This is a genomic window from Stenotrophomonas sp. NPDC077659, assembly GCF_050268705.1.
Lineage (GTDB): Bacteria > Pseudomonadota > Gammaproteobacteria > Xanthomonadales > Xanthomonadaceae > Stenotrophomonas.
In genome coordinates, this window is sequence record NZ_JBNNHG010000014.1 from 15,105 (window position 1) to 36,681 (window position 21,577).

At 65.6% G+C, this 21,577-nt stretch carries 19 protein-coding genes and 1 pseudogene; 7 read left to right on the forward strand and 13 right to left on the reverse strand.

All coding sequences use genetic code 11. The features are described 5' to 3' along the window. Positions 1-314: 314 nt before the first annotated feature. Together ACQKDV_RS03840 and ACQKDV_RS03845 are read left to right on the forward strand one after the other, a co-directional pair. The gene (locus tag ACQKDV_RS03840) at positions 315-3,092 is read left to right on the forward strand and encodes a TonB-dependent receptor (protein ID WP_427782465.1); all 2,778 of its coding nucleotides are present in this window, start codon (positions 315-317) and stop codon (positions 3,090-3,092) included. Between the two features lie 84 nt (positions 3,093-3,176). Continuing rightward, complete coding sequence (locus tag ACQKDV_RS03845) at positions 3,177-3,647, forward strand: hypothetical protein (RefSeq protein WP_427782466.1); 471 nt, start codon at positions 3,177-3,179, stop codon at positions 3,645-3,647. Between the two features lie 152 nt (positions 3,648-3,799). Here the strand turns inward: ACQKDV_RS03845 and ACQKDV_RS03850 are convergent, their stop codons facing one another. Beyond that, the gene (locus ACQKDV_RS03850; protein ID WP_427782467.1) at positions 3,800-4,402 is read right to left on the reverse strand and encodes a TetR/AcrR family transcriptional regulator; all 603 of its coding nucleotides are present in this window, start codon (positions 4,400-4,402) and stop codon (positions 3,800-3,802) included. Positions 4,403-4,542: 140 nt separating this feature from the next. On the opposite strand from ACQKDV_RS03850, the gene ACQKDV_RS03855 reads away from it, so the two are divergent. Further along, the gene (locus ACQKDV_RS03855) at positions 4,543-5,460 is read left to right on the forward strand and encodes an alpha/beta fold hydrolase (RefSeq protein ID WP_427782468.1); all 918 of its coding nucleotides are present in this window, start codon (positions 4,543-4,545) and stop codon (positions 5,458-5,460) included. Continuing rightward, positions 5,457-7,934, forward strand: a complete 2,478-nt coding sequence (locus tag ACQKDV_RS03860) for an acyl-CoA dehydrogenase (RefSeq protein WP_427782469.1) — start codon at positions 5,457-5,459, stop codon at positions 7,932-7,934. Before ACQKDV_RS03855 ends, ACQKDV_RS03860 begins: the two co-directional genes overlap by 4 nt. A 171-nt stretch (positions 7,935-8,105) precedes the next feature. On the opposite strand, the gene ACQKDV_RS03865 is transcribed toward ACQKDV_RS03860, so the two are convergent. Beyond that, entirely contained in the window at positions 8,106-8,462 is a 357-nt protein-coding gene (locus tag ACQKDV_RS03865; protein WP_427782470.1) for a DUF1304 domain-containing protein, read from the reverse strand. A 78-nt stretch (positions 8,463-8,540) separates the two neighbouring features. Then, positions 8,541-9,821, reverse strand: coding sequence for an NTP/NDP exchange transporter (locus ACQKDV_RS03870; protein WP_427782489.1), 1,281 nt, complete (start codon positions 9,819-9,821; stop codon positions 8,541-8,543). A 332-nt stretch (positions 9,822-10,153) separates the two neighbouring features. Between ACQKDV_RS03870 and ACQKDV_RS03875 the strand changes: the two genes are divergently transcribed. Continuing rightward, positions 10,154-11,554 (forward strand): serine hydrolase domain-containing protein, encoded by a 1,401-nt coding sequence (locus tag ACQKDV_RS03875; protein ID WP_427782471.1) that lies wholly within the window; start codon positions 10,154-10,156, stop codon positions 11,552-11,554. A gap of 279 nt (positions 11,555-11,833) precedes the next feature. Here the strand turns inward: ACQKDV_RS03875 and ACQKDV_RS03880 are convergent, their stop codons facing one another. The 10 genes and pseudogenes from ACQKDV_RS03880 to nudE all read right to left on the reverse strand — a co-directional run bounded on the left by ACQKDV_RS03880 (position 11,834) and on the right by nudE (position 19,295). Continuing rightward, entirely contained in the window at positions 11,834-12,511 is a 678-nt protein-coding gene (locus ACQKDV_RS03880) for a histone (RefSeq protein WP_427782472.1), read from the reverse strand. A 612-nt stretch (positions 12,512-13,123) separates the two neighbouring features. After that, the gene (gcvH, locus tag ACQKDV_RS03885; protein WP_427782473.1) at positions 13,124-13,519 is read right to left on the reverse strand and encodes a glycine cleavage system protein GcvH; all 396 of its coding nucleotides are present in this window, start codon (positions 13,517-13,519) and stop codon (positions 13,124-13,126) included. Between the two features lie 94 nt (positions 13,520-13,613). Further along, a complete protein-coding gene (gcvT, locus tag ACQKDV_RS03890) occupies positions 13,614-14,726 on the reverse strand; it encodes a glycine cleavage system aminomethyltransferase GcvT (protein ID WP_427782474.1) in 1,113 nt (370 codons plus the stop codon). Positions 14,727-15,054: 328 nt separating this feature from the next. After that, positions 15,055-15,489 (reverse strand): NfeD family protein, encoded by a 435-nt coding sequence (locus ACQKDV_RS03895; RefSeq protein WP_427782475.1) that lies wholly within the window; start codon positions 15,487-15,489, stop codon positions 15,055-15,057. A gap of 1 nt (position 15,490) precedes the next feature. Further along, the gene (locus ACQKDV_RS03900; protein ID WP_427782476.1) at positions 15,491-16,450 is read right to left on the reverse strand and encodes an SPFH domain-containing protein; all 960 of its coding nucleotides are present in this window, start codon (positions 16,448-16,450) and stop codon (positions 15,491-15,493) included. A gap of 14 nt (positions 16,451-16,464) precedes the next feature. Beyond that, positions 16,465-16,650 (reverse strand): annotated as a pseudogene (locus ACQKDV_RS03905) (Mpo1-like protein); the annotation flags it as partial. A gap of 108 nt (positions 16,651-16,758) precedes the next feature. Further along, entirely contained in the window at positions 16,759-17,088 is a 330-nt protein-coding gene (locus ACQKDV_RS03910; protein WP_427782477.1) for a YnfA family protein, read from the reverse strand. Further along, positions 17,085-17,918 (reverse strand): nucleoside triphosphate pyrophosphohydrolase, encoded by an 834-nt coding sequence (gene mazG / locus ACQKDV_RS03915; protein WP_427782478.1) that lies wholly within the window; start codon positions 17,916-17,918, stop codon positions 17,085-17,087. The genes ACQKDV_RS03910 and mazG overlap by 4 nt, the downstream gene beginning before the upstream one ends. A gap of 13 nt (positions 17,919-17,931) precedes the next feature. Continuing rightward, positions 17,932-18,735, reverse strand: coding sequence for a 3'(2'),5'-bisphosphate nucleotidase CysQ (cysQ, locus tag ACQKDV_RS03920; protein WP_427782479.1), 804 nt, complete (start codon positions 18,733-18,735; stop codon positions 17,932-17,934). Continuing rightward, the gene (gene nudE, locus ACQKDV_RS03925) at positions 18,732-19,295 is read right to left on the reverse strand and encodes an ADP compounds hydrolase NudE (protein ID WP_427782480.1); all 564 of its coding nucleotides are present in this window, start codon (positions 19,293-19,295) and stop codon (positions 18,732-18,734) included. Before nudE ends, cysQ begins: the two co-directional genes overlap by 4 nt. Positions 19,296-19,372: 77 nt before the next feature. On the opposite strand from nudE, the gene bioA reads away from it, so the two are divergent. Continuing rightward, positions 19,373-20,764 carry an adenosylmethionine--8-amino-7-oxononanoate transaminase gene (gene bioA, locus ACQKDV_RS03930; RefSeq protein WP_427782481.1) on the forward strand — a complete coding sequence of 464 codons (1,392 nt, stop codon included), beginning with the start codon at positions 19,373-19,375 and terminating at the stop codon, positions 20,762-20,764. Next, entirely contained in the window at positions 20,755-21,492 is a 738-nt protein-coding gene (locus ACQKDV_RS03935) for a 16S rRNA (uracil(1498)-N(3))-methyltransferase (protein WP_427782482.1), read from the forward strand. The genes bioA and ACQKDV_RS03935 overlap by 10 nt, the downstream gene beginning before the upstream one ends. Positions 21,493-21,577: the final 85 nt, after the last annotated feature.

Sequence of the window (21,577 nt, forward strand, 5' to 3'; positions counted from 1 at the left end):
TCTTCAGGTGTCAAAAGCGGAAAAACGGGGCGTACTTGATACATTCCGACATGTAACGACATGTATCAACAGAAACTTTTTTGCTGACAAAACGATACGAAGATCTCTGTCAAGTCTCAGTCATGTGCCACAAGTCATTGAATCGAAAGGGTTCAGTGAAGGTGCAATGGGGGGCCTTGGCGAAAGTTAACGTAGCTTTAATTTTTGAAGAGCCGCCGTTACTATCGATTCAGCCTCGCGTTTTTTGGAACGACTTTTTCGATCCGCTCGCAGGCCAATCAACCAGCCAAGTTTCCCTTGGAGAGAGAGAGCCAATGAATTTCAAGTCCAACAAGCTGCGCGATGCGGTAGTCGTCGCGCTGGTCGCCGGTGCATCGGTGGCAACTGCCCAGGCACAGGAAGCCGAAACCACCGGCGCGACCAACCTGGATCGCATCCAGGTCACTGGTTCGCGCATCCGCTCGGTTGACGTGGAAACCTCGCAACCGGTGTTCGTGATGGACCGTCAGGCCATCGAGAAGCAGGGCCTGACCTCGGTCGCCGACGTCCTGCAGCGCATTTCGGCCAACGGCGCCGGCCTCAACACCAACTTCAACAACGGTGGTGACGGCTCCTCGACGATCAGCCTGCGCAACCTTGGCTCCGAGCGCACCCTGGTGCTGGTCAATGGCCGCCGCTGGGTGTCCAACATGTCCGGCTCGGTGGACCTGAACACTATCCCGGCCGCCATCGTGGAACGGGTGGAAGTGCTGAAGGACGGCGCGTCCTCGGTCTACGGCTCCGACGCCATCGCCGGCGTGGTCAACCTGATCACCCGCAGCGACTTCGACGGTGCCGAAGCCAATGCCTATATCGGCCAGTACGACAAGGGTGACGGCCAGCGCACCGCGTTCGACGCCACCGTCGGCGCCAGCAGCGACCGCGGCAATCTGGTCATCAGCCTGTCCCGCGTCGAAGAAGACCAGGTCATGGCCGGCGACCGCGCTATCTCGCGTGAGCCGTACTTCGGCCTGGGTTCGGCCTACTACAGCAGCTACTCGGCCAACGGCAAGATCAACCGCGCCGCCACGGCCGGTGGAAACCTGGCCCTGCGCCCCGGTGCCGTCGGCAGCGGTCTGGCCAGCGACCCGTACTACGCGCTGGACCAGTACGTCCCCTACACCTCCGACTTCAACTACAACTACGCCAAAGACAACTACCTGGCGACCCCGCAGAAGCGGAGTGCGCTATTCGCGCAGGGTTCGTACAACCTGACCGACAACATCACCTTCAAGATGGATGCGCTGTACAACGAGCGCCGCTCGGCCCAGCAGCTGGCCGGCTTCCCGCTCAGCACCATCAACACCGGGCTGAGCCTGAGCGGCGACAGCTACTACAACCCGTACAACACCGCATACGGCCAGGATGGTCGTGACGTCAGCTGGACCCACCGCCTGACCGAAGCACCGCGTCTTTACGACCAGAATAGCAAGACCAGCCATGTCTACCTGGGCCTGGACGGCATCTTCGAGTTCGCCGGTCGCCAGTTCAACTGGGATGCGGGCTACGCTTTCAACAAGACCAACGAAGTGGAGACCCAAGTCGGCGACGCCAACCTGCTCACCCTCGAATCGTCCCTGGGTCCGTCGGAAGTCCGAAACGGCCAGGTCGTCTGCGTTGACGCCCCCGGCGGTACGGTGATCGACGGCTGCGTGCCGTTCAACCCGCTGTCGCCGGCCGGCGGCGTGAGCCAGGAGATGCTGGACTACATCCTTTTCACCGCCCACAACACCTACCAGTACCGTAACGAAAGCGTCACAGCCAACCTGTCCGGTGAGCTGTTCGAGCTGCCGGCTGGCTGGCTGAGCTTCGCGGCTGGTTTTGAACACCGCAAGGAAAGCGGCTACTCCTCGCCGGACGCCTTCATCGCCAACGGCCTGACCTCGGGCAACGCCTTTGCCCCGACCTCCGGCGCCTACTCGCTGGACGACGCCTACATCGAACTGCTGGTTCCAGTGCTGAAGGATCTGCCGGGCGCACAGTTGCTGGAACTGAGCGTGGCCACCCGCTACTCGGATTACAGCAACTTCGGCAACACCACCAACAGCAAGTTCGGCTTCAAGTGGAAGCCGTTCGACCAGCTGCTGGTCCGTGGTAACTGGGCCGAGGGCTTCCGCGCTCCGTCGATCACCAATATGTACCGCGGCAACACCGACACTTTCGTCCAGTACTCCGACCCCTGTTCGTCCGATGGTCGCTTCGCGGGCGATGCCGGCGTGCTGGCCAACTGCTACAACCGTGGCGTGCCGGCCGGCTTCCAGGCCGAGTACAACAGCGGCTCCGGCGCAACCGGTGGCCAGACCATCTACCCGTTCACCCTGGGTGGCAACACCGCGCTGCAGCCGGAAACCTCGACCAGCAAGACCCTGGGCCTGGTGTACAGCCCGTCGTGGGCTGAAGGCCTGAACATCTCGCTGGACTGGTGGTCGATCGAGCTGGAAAACCGTATCAGCAGCTTCGCTGCCAACACGATTCTGGACCGCTGCTATGTCGACAACGTCGCCAGCTACTGCGACCTGGTCACGCGTAATGCCGACGGCCTGGTCACCAATGTCTTCATTGGTCCGATCAATGCCGGCTACCAAGAAATCGAAGGCTACGACCTGACCGTTAAGTACCGTCTGCCGGAAACCAAGGTCGGTACCTTCGCCTTCACCCTGGACTCTTCCTACGTCAGCAAGAACCGCAGCCGCGATTCGAAGTCTGATGCCTGGGAAGCTCTGAACGGCAAGTACTTCGAGTCCGACCCGTACTGGCGCGTCCGTGGCAACCTGACCACCGACTGGACCTACGGCGACTTCAGCGCCAGCTGGATGATCCGTTACCGCTCGGGCCTGACCGAAGACGTCAGCGAAGGCCACATCGAGTCGGTCGCCTACCACGACCTGCAGCTGTCCTACAACCTGCCGTGGAATGGCACCGTCCGCATCGGCGCCAACAACGTGTTCTCCAAGGATCCGCCGGTGACCCTGGACGCGTTCGCCAACTCGTTCGACCCGCAGTACGACATCCCGGGCCGCTACATGTACATGCAGTACACCCAGCGCTTCTGATGACGGCTGCTGTTTGAGCCTGTAAGTTGGGAGATGGCCCGGTTCGCCGGGCCATCTCGTTTTTCCACCAAGGAGGAGAGGATGATGAGCTACACCCGCAAACGGATCTTGACCGGCGTGCTCCTGGCCTGCGCGTTCCAGTTCACCGCATCTGCGCAGATCGGCTCGGCAGTCGACGTGAAGAAGCCGTTCGAGCAGCAGCGCCAGACCGTGCTTGCCGACCTCAATGGCGACAAGTACAGCGAGATCACCCCAGACGACAAGAGCAAGGTGGCGGAGGCGATGAACCGCATCCAGCGTCATCTGGACGGCGTCGGCAACATCGACCGCCTGCCGGAGCCGACCCGGGTGGAGATCTTCAACGACCAGAGCCTGATCAACACCATCCTGACCCAGGCCGCGGCCGACAGCCGCCTGATCTGCAAGCGCGAGAAGACCATCGGTTCCAACTTCCCGCAGAACAACTGCCTGACCGTGGCCGAGCGCCGCCGGCAGAAGACCTCTGCACAGGATGAATTCATCCGCATGCAGAAGGTTCCGAAGAAGGTCAATTAATATCCAGCCGCCCGCAGACCCGCGTCTGTGGCAGCGCATGGCCCGCCTTACCGGCGGGCTTTTTTTTGCTTGTTTTTCCCCGCACCCTTGGGAAATCCCCCATGAAAAAAGCCGCAGCATGCTGCGGCTTTCTGCATGTCCGGCGGCATCGATCAACCGTTCGGAATCAACGTCTCGATCAGGTGCTCGACGTAGGCTTCGAAATCCTCGCGCGCCTGCTTGGGCTGCTGCAGCTGCAGCGAAAGCTGCAGGAAGCCGACATAGGCCGCGTAGGCCAACCGTGCACGATGGCGCGCATCGGTCGAACTGAGCCCGGCCTGGCGGAACGAAGCCACCAGATAGTCCAGCCGGCGCTGCGAGACACGGTCGATCACCGGCCGCACCATCGGGTGGTCCAGTGCCTTCAGCAGCTCGCTGTAGATGATGTGCGGCTGCACTTCGTGGGCCACCATCTGGAACAGCTGGCGCAGCCGCGCGCGCGGATCGGGAACGTCTTCCAGGCTGCCGAAGACCTGCTCCTGCTCGAACAGTTCCCAGCGTTCCAGCGCGGCCTGCAGCAGCGCATCGCGCGAGGGGAAGTGCCAATAGAAGCTGCCCTTGGTCACGCCCAGGCGGCGCGCCAGCGGCTCCACCGCGACGGCACCCACGCCTTGTTCAGCAATCAGATCGAGGGCCGCCTGTGCCCAGTCTTCGGCACTGAGGCGGCTGTTGCGGCCGGCACGCGGTTCGCCGGCAGAAGCGTCAGGTTGAGTCATGGGGTGATTTAACCATACGGCGGGGTTCGTTGCAGTACGCCGTTGCGGTGGAAAACGTCGCGCGGCGGGGATGAGGCGTTCTGCAGTGCACCATACTGTATGGTATTGACTTCCCTTACCGGCACTCCATACTAACGAGTATGGTTACGTCCCCTGCTCCCGCTGCGTTTCATGACCTGCGCCTGGAGGCGGCCCACGGCGCTCACTTGGCCGCCACGGCCAGCGACCACGGCCGACGCGGGCGCGTGCTGTTCGCCCACGGTTTCGGCCAGACCCGCCATGCGTGGAATGCGACTGCGCGGGCGCTGTCCGCCGCCGGCCTGCAGACACTGGCCTACGACGCGCGTGGCCACGGCGATTCGGACTGGAACGCCGCCGACCTGCCCTACCACGGCGAACAGTTCGCCGATGACCTGATCGTGCTGGCCGGCGAGCAGCCACGCCCGCCGGTGCTGGTCGCCGCCTCGATGGGCGGACTGTTCGGCCTGCTGGCCGAATCGCGCTGGCCGGGCCTGTTCTCGGCGATGGTGCTGGTGGACATCACCCCGCGCTGGGATACCGCCGGTGTCGAGCGCATCCTCGCCTTCATGACCGCCCATCCCGACGGCTTCGCCTCGCTGGTCCAGGCCGCCGACGTGATCTCGGCGTACATGCCGCACCGTCCGCGCAAATCCGAGCAGTCGCTGCGCGCACTGCTGCGCGAGGATGACCACGGCTGCTGGCGCTGGCACTGGGATCCACGCCTGGTGGCCGAACTGGCCCGCGACAGCGAACAGCACCAGGATGCACTGGCCGAGGCCGCGCGCCAGGTGAAGTGCCCGCTGCTGCTGGTCAGTGGCGGCCGCAGCGATCTGGTCACGCCGCAGACCGTGGCCGAATTCCTGGCATTGGCGCCGCACGCGCGCCACGTACCGTTGCCGCAGGCCACGCACATGGTCGCCGGTGATGACAACGACGCCTTTACCGCTACTGTGTTGGACTATCTGGACGTGTTGCCCGCAGCGGATGCTGCAGCTTCGTCCGCCACAAACGAGCACGTCACCGGAGCACGCTCATGAGCATCGTTCTTCCCTTCCTCGCCCTGCTGTTGGCAGGCGCGTTCGTCGCCTACCACCGCATGCGCCTGCTGACCTGGACGCTGATCAGCCTGGCCCTTCTGGCCGTCTGCTGGTTCGTGCCCTACGTCAACCAGACCGCCACGATCGTCGCGGCCGCCGTGCTGGCGGTGATCGCCGTGCCGCTGCTGCTGCCGTTCATCCGCAAGCCGCTGCTGACCGGCCCGATGATGAAGGTGTTCCGCAAGGTGCTGCCGCCGCTGTCGCAGACCGAGCGCATTGCCCTGGAAACCGGTTCGGTCGGTTTCGAAGGCGAGCTGTTCACCGGCGACCCGGACTGGAACATCCTGCTGAACTACCCCAAGCCGCAGCTGACCGCTGAAGAACAGGCCTTCCTCGATGGCCCGGTGGAAGAGCTGTGCAGCATGGTCAACGACTGGGAAATCACCCACGTCCATGCCGACCTGCCGCCGGAGCTGTGGGCCTTCATCAAGAAGAACAAGTTCTTCGGCATGATCATCCCGAAGGAATACGGCGGCCTGGGCTTCTCCGCGCTGGCCCACCACAAGGTCATCCAGAAGCTGGCCTCGGTGTCCTCGGTGGTCAGTTCCACCGTGGGCGTGCCCAACTCGCTGGGCCCGGGTGAACTGCTGGTGCACTACGGCACCCAGGAACAGAAGGACCAGTACCTGCCGCGCCTGGCCGATGGCCGCGAAGTGCCGTGCTTCGGCCTGACCGGTCCGTTCGCTGGTTCCGACGCCACTTCCATTCCGGACTACGGCATCGTCTGCAAGGGCGAGTGGAACGGCGAGCAGGTGCTTGGCGTCAAGCTGACCTTCGACAAGCGCTACATCACCCTGGCCCCGGTTGCGTCGCTCATCGGCCTCGCCTTCCGCATGTACGACCCGGATGGCCTGATCGGCGACACCCGCGATATCGGCATCACCCTGGGCCTGCTGCCGCGCGATACCGCCGGCGTGGAGATCGGCCGTCGCCACTTCCCGCTGAACTCGACCTTCCAGAACGGTCCGATCAGGGGCAAGGACGTGTTCATTCCGCTGACCCAGCTGATCGGCGGCGCTGCGATGGCCGGCAAGGGCTGGAACATGCTCAACGAGTGCCTGGCCGTGGGCCGCTCGATCACCCTGCCCTCCACCGCCAGTGGCGGTGCCAAGGCGGGCGCTGCAGTCACCGGCGCCTACGCGCGTATCCGCAAGCAGTTCGGCCTGTCGGTCGGCCGCTTTGAAGGCGTGGAAGAAGCGCTGGCCCGCATTGGCGGCAAGGCCTACAAGATCAGCGCGCTGTCGCAGGCCACTGCCGCCGCCGTGGACCGCGGCGACGTGCCGTCGGTACCGTCGGCCATCGCCAAGTACCACTGCACTACCATGAGCCGTGAAGTGATCTCGGACATGATGGACGTGATCGGCGGCAAGGGCATCATCCTGGGGCCGCGCAACTTCGCCGGCCGCAGCTGGCAGGCCGCGCCGATCGCCATCACCGTGGAAGGCGCCAACATCATGACCCGCAGCCTGCTGATCTTCGGCCAGGGTGCGATCCTCTGCCACCCGTGGGTGCTGAAGGAAATGAAGGCTGCGCAGGATCCCGATACCCGTGCCGGCCTGCAGGACTTCGACCGCAGCCTGTTCGGCCACATCCGCTACGGCATTTCCAATGCGGTGCGTTCGTTCTGGTTCGGCCTGACCGGCGCGCGCTTCGGTGCCGCCCCGGGCGACGCCTACACCCGCCGTTACTTCCGCAAGCTGGACCGCTACTCGGCCAACCTGGCACTGATGGCCGACATCTCGATGATGACCCTCGGCGGCAAGTTGAAGTTCAAGGAATCGCTGTCCGGCCGCCTGGGCGACGTGCTGAGCCATGTCTACATGACCAGCGCCATGCTCAAGCGCTACCACGACGAAGGCGCACCGCAGGCTGACCAGCCCCTGCTGGCCTGGGCCTTCCATGACAGCGTTCACAAGATCGAGGAATCGCTGTCGGCCGCCCTGCGCAACTTCCCGATCCGTCCGATCGGCTGGCTGATGTGGGCGCTGATCTTCCCCCTGGGCCGTCGTGCCGAGGCCCCGGGCGACCGCCTGAGCCGCCGCGTCGCCGCCCTGCTGATGGCACCCAATGAAGCCCGTGACCGCCTGGCCAACGGCGTGTTCCTGACCCCGTGCGAGAACAATCCCGGTGGCCGCATCAACAGCTACCTGAGCAAGGCGATCATGGCCGAGCCGGTGGAGCGCAAGTTCCTGAAGGCACTGAAGAGCAAGGGGATCGAGGCGCTGGACTTCAAGGCGCAGCTGGACGAAGCCGTGGCCGAAGGCGTGATCACCCAGGACGAACGCAGCCTGCTGGAAGAGCTCCGCACGCTTACCCTGGACACCATTACCGTGGATGACTTCGACACGCACGAACTGCGTGCGGCCAGCTACTACGACCGCCAGCACAAGGATCCGCGTTCGCAGGCAGCGTGATCGCCTGCGACATGCACACACGGAAACGGCGGGTCTCGGCCCGCCGTTTTTTTTGTGGAGGGTGCGGAGCCACGCATGGCGTGGCACTACCGCAGTAGATCCACCCCATGGGTGGATGCATCACGCAGTAGATCCACCCCATGGGTGGATGCGCGCAGCACCATCAGACAATCAGGCCGGCACGAACCACCATGCCACCGCGGCCAGCAGCGCAGGCACCGCCTGGATGAAGAAGATGCGCTTGTTGACGCTCCACGCGCCGTAGCAGCCGGCCACGATCACGCAGCCCAGCGAGAAGTTCACCAGCATCGGCAGGTGGTCGAACAGGCCCCAGAACAGGCCGGCGGCCAGAAAGCCGTTGTACAGGCCCTGGTTGGCTGCCAGAACACGGGTGATCTCGGCCTTCTCCGGCGTGTTGCGGAACGTCTTCAGGCCCACCGGGCGCGTCCACAGGAACATCTCCAGCACCAGGAAGTAGACGTGCAGCAATGCGACCAGGAGGGTCAGGGCGAGTGCGATCCAGTACATGGACGGTTCCTTGGGTAGATGGACGGAATAATGGGGTCAGAGCCCTCTGCGTGGGAGAGGGATCCGACCCCGCATGGCTCACCGGTCGCGCGGCAGCGTTTTCTCTTCGCGCAGCACGCCGAACGCGGCCAGGGTCATGCACGCCGCAGCCAGAATGCCGCCTGCGAACACCATATGCGACCCGAACAGCGACAGTGCCTTGTGCACCCAGGTAAAACCCAGGTCGGCACCGCGGTAGACCACGGTATCGATGGCCGCTCCGGCTTTGTAGCGCCACTGGCGGTCCACGCGGGTATAGATCGTCTCGCGGGCCGGCTTGAACAGCGAGAACTCGCTGGCGCGGGTCATCACCTGCACCACCGCCACCATCATCGGCAGCGGCGAAGCGGCCAGCACCGAGAAGCCGAGCAGGATGGCAAAGGCGGGAATCAGAAGGGCCGGCGCAATGCCGTGGCGCGACAGCAGCCAGCGGGTCAGGCTGAGCTGCAGCAGCAAGGTGAGCGCGTTGACCGCCAGGTCGATGCGCGAGAAGAACGCCGTGCTGGCGGCCGGGTCGCTGAAGGCCGCACGCACGATGCTGGCCTGCTGGTTGTACAGCAGGTTGCCCACGCCCACGCCGAACACCACCAGGATCGCCAGCCAGCGCAGCAGCGGCTCGCGTGCGATGAGCTTCAGGCCATCGAGCACGCTGCCACCCATCGGCTTTTCACCCGATACCAGTTGTTGCTCGCGCTCGCGCAGCACCGCCCAATGCCGCAGGCGCCAGGTGCAGAACAGGCACACCATCAGGAAGCCGGCCGACACCAGCATCAGGTTGGCGATACCCACCCGCTGCACCAGCGCGGCGGTGATGATCGGACCGACAAAGGCGCCCACGGTGCCGGCCGCACCGATGTAGCCGTAATACGCGCGTGCCTGTGCATTGCTGAAGACATCGGCCATGAAGCTCCAGAACACGGCCACCGCGAACAGGTTGAAGACCATCACCCAGAGGAAGAAGGCCATGCCCCGCCCCGGCACACCGCTGTCGAACAGCGCGTAGAACACCAGCAGGGTGATGATGAAGAAGCCGTACACCACCGGCAGGAACACCCGCCGCGGGAAGCGGCTGACCAGCCAGCCGTAGACCGGCTGCAGCACCAGCATGATCACGAACACGCAGGTGAACAGGAACTGCAGGACGAAGTCCTTCAGCGCGATGCCGTGGCTGGCGAACCAGCCGATCAGCACCGGCGGGAACACCGTTTCCACATCGGAGGAAGCCGCCATCGCTTCACGCACCGGGCGCAGCACGTAGTAACCGCTGAGCAGGCAGAAGAAGTACAGGAACGACCACCACAGCGCCGGTGATTCACGCATCGCCGGGACCAGTCCGCGCAGCGGGCCCTTGGCCGTGGCCGTGCTCACGCGGCTGCCCTGGCCGGGACGCGGCGGTTGGATGACGGCATGGCAGGCTCCCGGGGCGGTGAAGCGCGTACGTTAGACAAAGCACTGCAACATCGCCAGCGCGCCGTGCGCGATGCCCGCAGGCAGGCTCATGCGGACGCCGTTTGCGGGCGCGCCCAGACCCCGCCGCCGAGCGTCAAAAATCCAACTTTTTCAATCAGATGCGCATTCATCTTCGCTTTGTTTGTGCACAGGCGAAAAGCGGCGCTAGAATCACAGACAGCTGTCGCGCACAGGTCCACACGATGAAAAAGAACAACCTGCGTCGTCCGGTCCGGACGGCGGCCTCTGGTTTGCTGGGCCTGTTGATGCCCGTGGCCTTGTCCACCACCGCGCAGACACCACCGGCCCTGCCGCCGATGCCGACCAACATCGAAGCCGCCGCCGGCCCGGGCGTCGCCCATACCCAGCCGGCAGCCTACCGCACCGGCCTGGTGCCGCACGTGCAGCTGCCTGCCGCCGGCTTCAACGTCGCCCACATCGAATCGATGGCGCAGCAGCTCACTTACGGAGAGCGCGTGCCGGGCATGGCCGTGGCCATCGTGCAGGGCGGCCGCGTCCTCAGCGCGCGCGGCTACGGCGTCACCGACGTCAACAATCCGCAGCCGGTCGATGCCCACACCGTGTTCCGCCTGGCCTCGCTGTCCAAGGCCTTCGCCGGCACCATGGCCGGGCTGCTGGTCAACGACGGCACGCTGCGCTGGGACAGCAAGGTCACCGACTACGTGCCGGGCTTCCGCCTCAACTCTCCGGAAGCCACCGATCGCCTGACCGTGGCCGATGTGCTCAGCCACCGTGTCGGCCTGCCCTACAACGCCTACGACCGCGACATCGAAGGCAACGCCGAGTACTACGCGCTGACCCAGAAGCTGGCCAACACCAGCCTGAAGTGCCTGCCGGGTGACTGCTACGCGTACCAGAACGTGGCCTTCAGCCTGATCGGCGATGTGGTCTACGCCGCCTCGGGCAGCTTCTACGAACAATCGGTCGAGCGCCGCATCTTCAAGCCGCTGGGCATGAACGATGCCAGCCTCGGCCTGGCCGGCATCCAGGCCAGCTCGCGCTGGGCGCGCCCGCACGTGCGCAGCCGCAACGGCTGGGTGTCGCTGACGCCGAAGCCGACCTACTACCGCGTCGCCCCGGCCGCCGGCGTCAACGCCAGCGCCAGCGACATGGCGCAGTGGCTGCTGGCCCACACCGGCCACCGCCCCGATGTGCTGCCTGCCCCCCTGCTGGCCACCCTGCATTCGAGCCTGATCAACACGCCGGGCGAGATGCGTTCGGGCTGGCGCCGCGAACGCCTGCACTCGGCAGGTTACGCGCTGGGCTGGCGCACGTTCGATTACGCCGGCCACGATGTGGTGTTCCACGCCGGTGCGGTGCAGGGCTACCGCGGCCTGGTCGCACTGGTGCCCGAGCGAGATCTCGGCATTGCCATCCTCTGGAACGGCGAGAGCGGGCTGCCCAGCGGCCTGCTGCCGACCGTGCTCGACTCTGCCCTGGGCCTGCCGGCACAGCGCTGGCTGGACATAGACACCGATTTCGGCAGCGACAGCCTGATGGCCGACGGCGCCACGCCTGCACAGCAGGACAAGCGAAAGGGCAAGGGTGCCTCGGGCAACCGAGCGGTAGCCTCGCCGCGCTGAGCGCGGCAGCTCCGGTAGAGTCGACTGTCAGTCGACTCCCGCATTGCCGGATCGAAAATCAGTCGAGCAAGCTCGACTGCTGCTGATCGGTAGAGTCGACTGTCAGTCGACTCCCGCGGTGCCGTATCGGAAAGCGGTCGAGCACGCCCGACGCTGCATCATCGGTGAAGCAGTCGACTGACAGTCGACTCTACCCACGGCCGCGGACAACCTAAAAAAACCCCCTCCCCGCTGGGCAGCCAGGGAAGGGGGTTTCAGGGTACGGCTATCGGGAAGTACTTAGATCAGCGGCGCCGGGGTTGCCGGCAGAGCGACCGGAGCGGCCTTCTTCTTGCGGGCGACCGGCTTGCGCTTGGCAACCTTCTTCGCTGCCTTCTTCGGGGCAGCTTTCTTGGCGGCCTTCTTCGCAGTGGCCTTCCTGGCAGTCTTCTTCACTGCCTTCTTGGCGACCTTCTTGACGGCCTTCTTCGCGGTCTTCTTTGCCGGCTTCTTGGCGACCTTCTTCGCCGCCTTCTTCACTGCCTTCTTGGCAGTAGCCTTCTTGGCGACCTTCTTGACGGCCTTCTTCGCGGTCTTTTTTGCCGGCTTCTTGGCGACCTTCTTCGCCGCCTTCTTCACTGCCTTCTTCGCAGTGGCCTTCTTGGCGACCTTCTTGGCGACCTTCTTCGTGGCCTTCTTGGCGGTCGCCTTCTTCGCGACCTTCTTCACTGCCTTCTTGGCAGCGGCCTTCTTAGCGACCTTCTTCACCGCTTTCTTGGCGGCAGGCTTTTTCTTCGCAGCTTTCTTGGTTGCCATGGGATGGCTCCTCGTCAGTGATAGGGAGTTGAAACGCCCAGGTGGATCAAACCCGCGGGTGCTGCGTGCGGGGACCGCCGGCGCGTCAAGCGCGCCGTTACGGATGCGGCAATGCCCGCCTCGATCGGCGGAGCGGGCATCGGAACGGGAGATGCCTTGCATTTCTCCGGGGGAAGCGGTGCCCTGTCCACCGTCATCAGGATCGCGGTGGTCTTGGAGGGGTTGCTTCGCATCGGACGATTGATTCTGCGCACTCGGTCTGGCAGGCAAGGTCTGCTGAGGCGAAACCTAATCACGGTTTTTTTTACTGTCAACAACCCCCGCGAAAAAATTTCACATCCACCGTCCTCCCAGCGCCGCCGGCAACGCTGCCGCATGGCGCCATCCGGGGCCTGCATCGCACAGCCGCAACACCCTGTGCATCAACGCCTGAGCGCATGCGCCGAATGAAAAACGCTTGAAATAAGCACTCTGCGTTGATTGACGACATCGGATGCCGCATCGCGCACGTCGTCGTTCGACACGCATCAACGTCCACATCCACCGCACCACAATGGGTCTGCAACGGGGGGTAAAAGTTTTCACATCCGAACGCGCCAACGCGGGGTGGAAACGCGGATTTGCGCAAAACTGCGCACGCCTGATCGCGCTGTTCGATGCCGCCTGATGCCTTGCCGCAGGTACGCTGCAAACCCGATGGCATGAGTCGGTTACGCATGCCGGAACAAAAACGGCCACCCGAAGGTGGCCGTTTTGGAACCAGGACGCGAGGACTCAGTGGTCTTCGTTTTCCAGCGCTTCGGCGTAGGCGTCCGGATCCAGAAGTTCGTTGAGCTCGTCACTGCTGCTCACTTCGACCACGAACATCCAGCCTTCGCCGTAGGCATCTTCGTTGATGGTTTCCGGCTTGTCCGACAGCGCCGAGTTGACCTCGACGATCGTGCCGCTGACCGGGCTGTAGACGTCCGAGGCGGCCTTGACCGACTCGACAACAGCAATCTGCTCGCCGGCCTTGGCGTCGGCACCGACTTCGGGCAGCTCGACGTAGACCAGGTCACCCAGCAGGCCCTGGGCATGGTCGGAAATGCCGACGGTGACACGGCCGTTGCCTTCGACGCGGGCCCACTCGTGGGACTTGAGGAACTTGAGGTCGCCGGGGATCTCGCTCATGGGAACTGCTCCAGGTTTTGCATGGGGTGGAAAAATCGGGGCTAGTGTAACCAACCGGCCGCCACTGCTGTCAGTGACGACCGGCACGTTCGCATCAGGCGTCGGCCAGCACGCCGGGCTGGGCCTGGCCTTCGCGGACGAAGGGGAACTTGACCACGCGTACCGGCACCTGGCGGCCGCGGATCTCGACGGTCACCTGGCCGAGTTCGCCAGCCGGCACGCGGGCGAAAGCGATGCCCTTGGCCAGCGTCGGCGAGAAGGTGCCGGACAGGATTTCACCCTGGCCACCGGCGGTGGTCACCGCCTGTCCGTGGCGCAGCACGCCCTTCTCGTCCATCACCAGGCCGATCATCTGACGCGCATTACCGGCCGCCTTCTGCGCTTCCAGTACATCGCGGCCGATGAAGTCACGGCCCTCATCCAGCGACACGGTCCAGGCCAGCGCGGCCTCGTACGGGCTGATCGCCTCGTCCATGTCCTGGCCATACAGGTTCATGCCGGCTTCCAGGCGCAGTGTGTCGCGCGCACCGAGGCCAGCCGGCTTGATGCCCGTGGCCAGCAGACGGTTCCAGAAGGCCACCACGGCCTCCTGCGGCAGCAGGATCTCAAAGCCGTCTTCGCCGGTGTAGCCGGTGCGGGCAACGAACAGTTCGACGCCGTCATCCGACTTGACCTGCAGCGCGGCAAAACGACCGAGCTTGGCCAGTGCGTCGCGGTCGGTGCCGTCGACCAAGCCGACGACGCTGTCGCGCGCCTGCGGCCCCTGCACGGCGAGGATGGCCAGGTCCGGGCGCTGCTCGACGCTGACGCCGAACGGTGCGGCCTGTTCGCGCAGCCAGGCCAGGTCCTTCTCGCGGGTGGAGGCGTTGACGACCATGCGGAAGAAGTCATCGGCCAGGTAGTAGACGATCAGGTCGTCGATGACGCCACCGCGCGGATTCAGCATGCACGAGTACAGTGCCTTGCCCGGCGCCTTCAGCTTGTCGACGGAGTTGGCCAGCAGGCGGCGCAGGAACGGCTTGACCTGCTCCCCGCGCAGGTCGACCACGGTCATGTGGCTGACGTCGAAGACACCGGCCTGGCGACGCACCAGGTGGTGTTCGTCCAGCTGCGAGCCGTAGTGGATGGGCATGTCCCAACCCCCGAAATCGACCATCTTGGCGCCGAGGGCGCGGTGGGTATCGTTGAGCAGCGTCTTCTGGGTCATGACCGGGTCCGGCAGCAGAGGAAACAAGAATCCCCATTATCCCAGATCGGTCGGCCGCAGGTCGCGCCGCAGCGCAACGGGTGTGGTTGGCCGGCCTGCGGCCGGCGGCGCTTTCTACAGCCAGGGCATGGAGCGCAGAGCCGTGGCGTTTCGGCTCTGGGTTGTCTGGGGTTGGGCGGGGCGGTGTGACCGCGCAGGGAACGCGGTTGACCCCCCAAGCCGGCCCAGCCGCTGGGAGAGGGGCCGGGCGGGTTGGGCGCGAACCCAACCCGCCCGGCCCGACACACAATGCAAGTCGACTGACAGTCGACTCTACCCCCGGTCGACCCTACGCGGCAGACTCAACTTGCAGCACGCTGCCCTGCACCGCCACCACCCGCACGCGTGCGCCGGCCGGCAGGTCCGGCCCGTTCACCTGCCATGACGCGTCATCAATGCTTACCCGGCCCTGCCCGTCGATGATGGCGTGCGGCAGGGCCACCACCCGGCCGACCAGCTGCTCTGCGCGGCGGTTCAGCAGTGGCTTGTCGCTGGCCCGTGCATGCGGCCTGCCCCAGCGGCGGTAGCACTGGATCGACAGCACGCTCAGCACCACGAAGGCGACCACCTGCCACAGCAGCGGGATATCGGCGAACACCGCCACCAGCACGAACACCGCTGCGGCACCGATGCCGATCCACAGCATGAACGCACCCGGCGCCAGCGCCTCGGCGGCAAACAACAGCAGCGCCAGTGCTCCCCACGCGACAACGTCCCAGCGCATGTCAGCCTCCAAAGGGCGGCGGGCCCTTGCGGGGCGGCTTGGATTCCTGGTTGGCCAGGGCCTGCTTGGCCAGTTCGGCCACGCCGGCGATGGAGCCGATCACGCCGCTGGCTTCCATCGGCATCAGCACCAGCTTCTGGTTCGGCGAGCTGGCCAGTTCCTTGAACGCCTCGACATATTTCTGGGCAACGAAGTAGTTGATCGCCTGCACATCGCCCTCGGCGATCGCCGCCGAGACTACCTGGGTGGCCTTCGCCTCGGCCTCGGCCAGGCGCTCGCGAGCCTCGGCATCGCGGAATGCAGCTTCGCGGCGGCCTTCGGCTTCCAGCACCGTCGCCTGCTTCTCGCCTTCGGCGCGCAGGATCTCCGACTGCCGTGAGCCCTCCGCTTCCAGGATCTGCGCGCGCTTCTCGCGCTCGGCCTTCATCTGCCGCGCCATCGCATCGAGCAGATCGCGCGGCGGCTGGATGTCGCGGATCTCGATGCGGTTGACCTTCACGCCCCAGGGGTTGGTGGCATGGTCGACCACGCTCAGCAGCTTGGCGTTGATCACCTCGCGCTGGCTGAGCGATTCATCCAGGTCCATTGAACCGATGACGGTGCGGATATTGGTCTGCACCAGAGCGATCATCGCCACTTCGAGAACAGCCACCTCGTAAGCCGCCTTGGCCGCGTCCAGCACCTGGAAGAACACCACGCCATCGACGCGCACGGCGGCGTTGTCCTTGGTGATCACTTCCTGCCCAGGCACGTCCAGCACCTGCTCCATCATGTTCACCTTGCGCCCCACCCCGTACACGATGGGGATGAGGAAATGCAGCCCGGGCGACATGGTGTGGGTGTAGCGGCCGAAACGCTCGACGGTCCATTCGTAGCCCTGCGGCACCATGCGCACGGCCTTGAACAGGATGATGACGGCCACCACGGCCAGCACTACGGTGAAAAACACGGTCGGGAACATCACGCTTTCCTCATCTATGTCGCCCAGGCTCCAGCATAGCGCGTGAGGCTGGCAGGCACAGCGAAGCTCCAGGGCACCGGCCCGCGCAGGATGTCGGCGAACATCACCCAGTCGCCGACAAACGAATACAGCGCATACCGGAACGTCGCAGGGCGGTTCTTCAGGGAGAAGCAATGCCCGCCCCGGGCAAATCCATGACCTCGCGGAACCTGGCGACACGGGACATGCGCGTGCTGCGGGGAGATGAGCACCTGCATCATGCACCTTTCGCGGGTCGTTGGACCTCGCTTGGTCGAGCAAGCTCGACGCTACGGGGCTGAAGCGCGCGGCCCGAACATGATCACGGCCATGCCGGCCAGGCACAATCCGGCACCCAGCAGGTCCCAGCGGCTGGGGCGGATGCCATCGACCAGCCACAGCCAGAACAGCGCGGTGCCGATGTAGACGCCACCATAGGCGGCATACACCCGGCCGCTGGCGGTGGGGTGCAGGGTCAGCAGCCAAGCGAAGAGGGCCAGGCTGGCCGCAGCCGGCAGCAGCAGCCAGACGCTGCCGCCCTTGCGCAGCCACAGCCACGGCAGGTAGCAGCCAACGATCTCGGCCAGCGCGGTCAGCAGGAACAGACCCAGCGTCTTCACGCCTTTTCCGCCGCCTTGGCGTGCTGCCACAGCGCTTCCTGCGCATCTAGGTCCATCGTCGCCAACGAGCTGCCCTTGGCTTCGGCCTGCGCTTCCATGGCGCGGAAACGACGCTCGAACTTATGGTTGGCGCCACGCAGCGCCGCGCCCAGGTCGATGTCGGCATGACGGGCCAGGTTGGCGCACACGAACAGCAGGTCGCCCAGCTCGTCCTGCAGCCGCGCCTTGTTGCCGGCGATGTCGCCGCGCTCGAATTCCTCGCGCAGTTCCTGCAGTTCCTCGGCTGCCTTGTCCAGCACCGGCAGCGGGCCGGGCCAGTCGAAACCGACCTTGGCCGCGCGCGACTGCAGCTTCACCGCCCGCTGCCATTCGGGCAGGCCGCGCGAGATGCCGGCCAGCGCCGAGGTGTCCTGCTCACCCTTGGCCGCGCGCTCGGCGCGCTTGATCGCCTCCCAGTTGCGCATCACGCCCTCGGCATCGTCCACGCTGACATCGGCGAACACGTGCGGGTGGCGGCGCTGCATCTTGTCGCTGATCGCGCGTGCCACCTGGGCGAAGGCGAAGGCGCCCTGCTCTTCGGCCATGCGCGCATGAAACACCACCTGCAGCAGCAGGTCGCCCAGTTCATCGCAGAGGTCGTCCAGGTCGCCGCGGTCGATCGCATCGGCGACTTCATACGCCTCTTCGATGGTATACGGGGCGATGGTGGCAAAGGTCTGCTCCAGGTCCCAGGGGCAACCGCCCTGTGGATCGCGCAGGCGCGCCATGATCGCCAGCAGGCGCTCCAGTTCGGTGCTGGCGGCACTGCCGGCGGTGGGGGTGTCGCTCATGCGGGCTCCAGGGTCAGTCGGACAACCAGTCCCGCCACGGCAGGCTGGTGTCGCCAAGGGCGATGAAATGGCCGTTCAACAGGGTTTCGCGGCGGTTGTAGCGGAACGGTTTGCCGGTGCCCGCCGAAAGCACCGCGCCGCCGGCGGCGTGCAGCACGCATTGGCCAGCGGCGGTGTCCCATTCGGAGGTCGGGCCCAGCCGCGGGTACACGTCGAGCCCGCCTTCGGCGATGCGGCAGAACTTCAGCGAAGAACCCTGCGCCACCGTTTCAATATCACCCATGCGTTCGAGCAGGGCGATGGTTTCCGGTGAGCGGTGCGAGCGACTGGCCGCCACGCGCAGCGGCGCGGTGGCCGGCGTGCGGGTGCGCAGCACGGTGTCGTGCAGGCCCTGGCGGCGATAGGCCAGCTCGCCGCGCATGGCGTGCCAGACGATGCCGGTGACCGGCGACTGGACCACGCCAAAGGCGGGTGCCCCTTGGTAGATCAGCGCGATGTTGACGCTGAACTCACCATTGCGCTTGACGAATTCACGGGTGCCGTCCAGCGGATCGACCAGCCAGTAAGCGCCCCAGTGCTGGCGCTGTTCCCACGGCACCAGCGCTGATTCCTCGGAAAGAATGGGCAGATCCGGGGTCAGCTGGCGCAGGCCCTGCGCGATGACCCGGTCGGCGGCCAGATCGGCTGCGGTCACCGGGCTGTCATCGGCTTTCAGGGTCACGTCAAAACCGCTGCCGTAGACCTGCATGATGGCCTGCCCTGCCTCCTGGGCGATGGCGATCACGGTCTCGCGCAGCTCGGTGGTCAGCTTGATCATCGGCCTGCCTGCAGCCACTGGCGCGCGATGAACAGCGCGGCCAGCGAACGGCCTTCGGAGAAGTCTTCGCGCAGCATCAGCTGGTCCAGCTCGGCCAGCTTCCACGGCACCACTTCCAGCTCTTCCGGCTCATCGCCAGCCAGCTTTTCCGGGTAGAGATCGCGCGCCACCACCAGCCACGACTGGTGGCTCATGTAGGTCGGCGCCAGGGTCATCGCACGCAGCACGTCAACGCGGCGTGCGCCGTAGCCGGCCTCTTCCTTCAGCTCGCGGTCGGCGGCCTGTTCAGGCGTTTCACCGGCATCGATGCGGCCCTTGACCAGGCCCAGCTCGTAGCGATGCACGCCGGCGGCGTATTCACGCACCAGCAGCACGGTGTCCTCATCCAGCATCGGCACCACCACCACCGCACCATGGCCACGGCTGACCAGGCGCTCGAAACGCCGGTGTTCACCGTTGGAGAACTCCAGGTCCAGGTGCTGGCGCTGGAAGGGGCCGTTCTCCTCGTCGGTGATCCGGTGGATGATCGGCAGGCGACGGCCGCTGCGGTCGTCGTTCATGCGGAAACTCCGAGGCGGCCGGCGCATGCGCCGGGGCCGATAGAATGTGCAGGCAGCAACATGTTCATGAGCCCGAAATGCTAGCAGACCCAACCCCCTCCCCGCTGGCCCGGCAGTGGCGGCAACGCGACCTGCAGGTGCTGTGGCACCCGTGTACCCAGATGCGCGAACATCCGGACACGCTGCCACTGGTGCCGATCGCGCGTGGCCAGGGTGCCTGGCTGATCGACCATGACGGCAACCGCTACCTGGATGCGGTCAGCAGCTGGTGGACAAACCTGTTCGGCCATGCCGAACCGCGCATCGGCGCAGCCATCGCTGCCCAGGCCGGGCAACTGGAACAGGTGATGCTGGCCGGCTTCAGCCATGAACCGGCGATCCTGCTGGCCGAACGCCTGCTGGCACTGGCACCGCGCCAGGCCGGTCGCGCGCCGCTGGCCAAGGTGTTCTACGCCGACAACGGCTCGGCGGGTGTGGAAGTGGCGCTGAAGATGGTCTTCCAGTACTTCCAGAACCGCGGCGAGGCCCGGCGCACGCGTTTCATCGCGCTGGAAAACGGCTACCACGGCGAAACCCTGGGCGCGCTGGCGCTGGGCGATATTCCCCTGTACCGCCGCGTGTACGCGCCGCTGCTGGCCGAGGGCCTGTTCGCGCCCTCACCCGACGCCTACCTGGCCGAACCGGGGCAGAGCGCGGCTGATCGCGCGCGCCAGGCCGCCGATGGCCTGGCGACCTTGTTCGACCAGCATCCCGGCGAGATCTGCGCGGTGATCCTCGAGCCGCGCCTGCAGTGCGCCGGCGGCATGCGCATGCATGACCCGGTCTACCTGCAGCGCGTGCGCGAGCTGTGTGATGCGCACGGCGCCTTCATGATCGCCGACGAGATCGCCACCGGCTTCGGCCGCACCGGCACGATGTTCGCCTGCGAGCAGGCCGGCGTGATGCCCGACCTGATGTGCCTGTCCAAGGGCCTCACCGGTGGCTTCCTGCCGCTGGCCGCGGTGCTGGCCACGCAGGCACTGTACGACGCGTTTCTGGATGAGTCGCGCGAGCGCGCCTTCCTGCATTCGCACAGCTACACCGGCAACCCGTTGGCCTGCGCGGCAGCATTGGCGACACTGGACATCTTCCGCGATGAGGATGTGATCGCGCGCAACCGGGGCACTGCTTCGGTGATGGCCACGCTGGCTGCGCCGTTCGCCGACCACCCGCATGTGGCCGACGTACGCCAGGCCGGCATGGTGGTGGCCTTCGAACTGTCGCGCAACGGCAACCGGCATACCCCCTTCAACCCGGCGCTGCGGCTTGGCCTGCACGCCTACAAGGCCGCGCTGAAGCGCGGCGTGGTGCTGCGCCCGCTGGGCGATGTGCTGTACTGGATGCCACCCTATTGCGTGGATGACGAACAACTGGAGCTGCTGGCACAGACCACGCTGGCAGCCATCGACGAGGCGATTGCATGCGCGTGACCCGCTGCCCCATCGACCTGGCGCTGCACAGCGGCCAGACCGTGACCCTGCCGGAAGAGACGGCCAACCACCTGGTACGGGTGATGCGTCTGCGCGAGGGCGATACCTGCGTACTGTTCAACGGCGATGGCCACGACTACAGCGCCACGCTGATCGTGGCCGGCAAGCGCGAGGTGCAGGTCCGCATCGACGCGGTGCAGGCGGTCGGCAACGAATCGCCGCTGGCGATCACGCTGCTGCAGGGCATTGCCCGTGGCGAGAAGATGGACCTGATACTGCAGAAGGCCACCGAGCTGGGCGTGACTGCGATCGTGCCGGTGAATGCAGAGCGTACCGAGGTGAAGCTGGATGCAGCCCGTGCGGAAAAACGCGTGGCGCACTGGAACAACGTGGTGACCTCGGCCTGCGGCCAGTCCGGGCGCGCGCGCATTCCGCAGGTGGGCGCGCCGTTGTCGCTGGCCCAGGCGGCAGCGGTGCTGCCTGCCGATACACTGCGGTTGACGCTGGACCCGCAGGGCGCGCATCAGCTGTCAACGCTGGAAGCCGCGCCGGCCGGCGGCATCGTGATCGCCATTGGGCCTGAGGGCGGTTGGTCGCCGCGTGACCGCGACCAGCTTGCTGCGGCGGGTTTCCAGGGGCTGCAGCTGGGGCCGCGCATCCTGCGCACGGAAACCGCCGGCCTGGCCGCGATCGCGGCGTTGCAGGCGCGGCTTGGGGATCTGGGGTAGGGCGAACACCTGGGGCTGCCGAGCAAGGTCGGCATCTACCAAAGCGCAGGCAGTGCGGTAGTGCCGGCCAGCGGCCGGCACTACC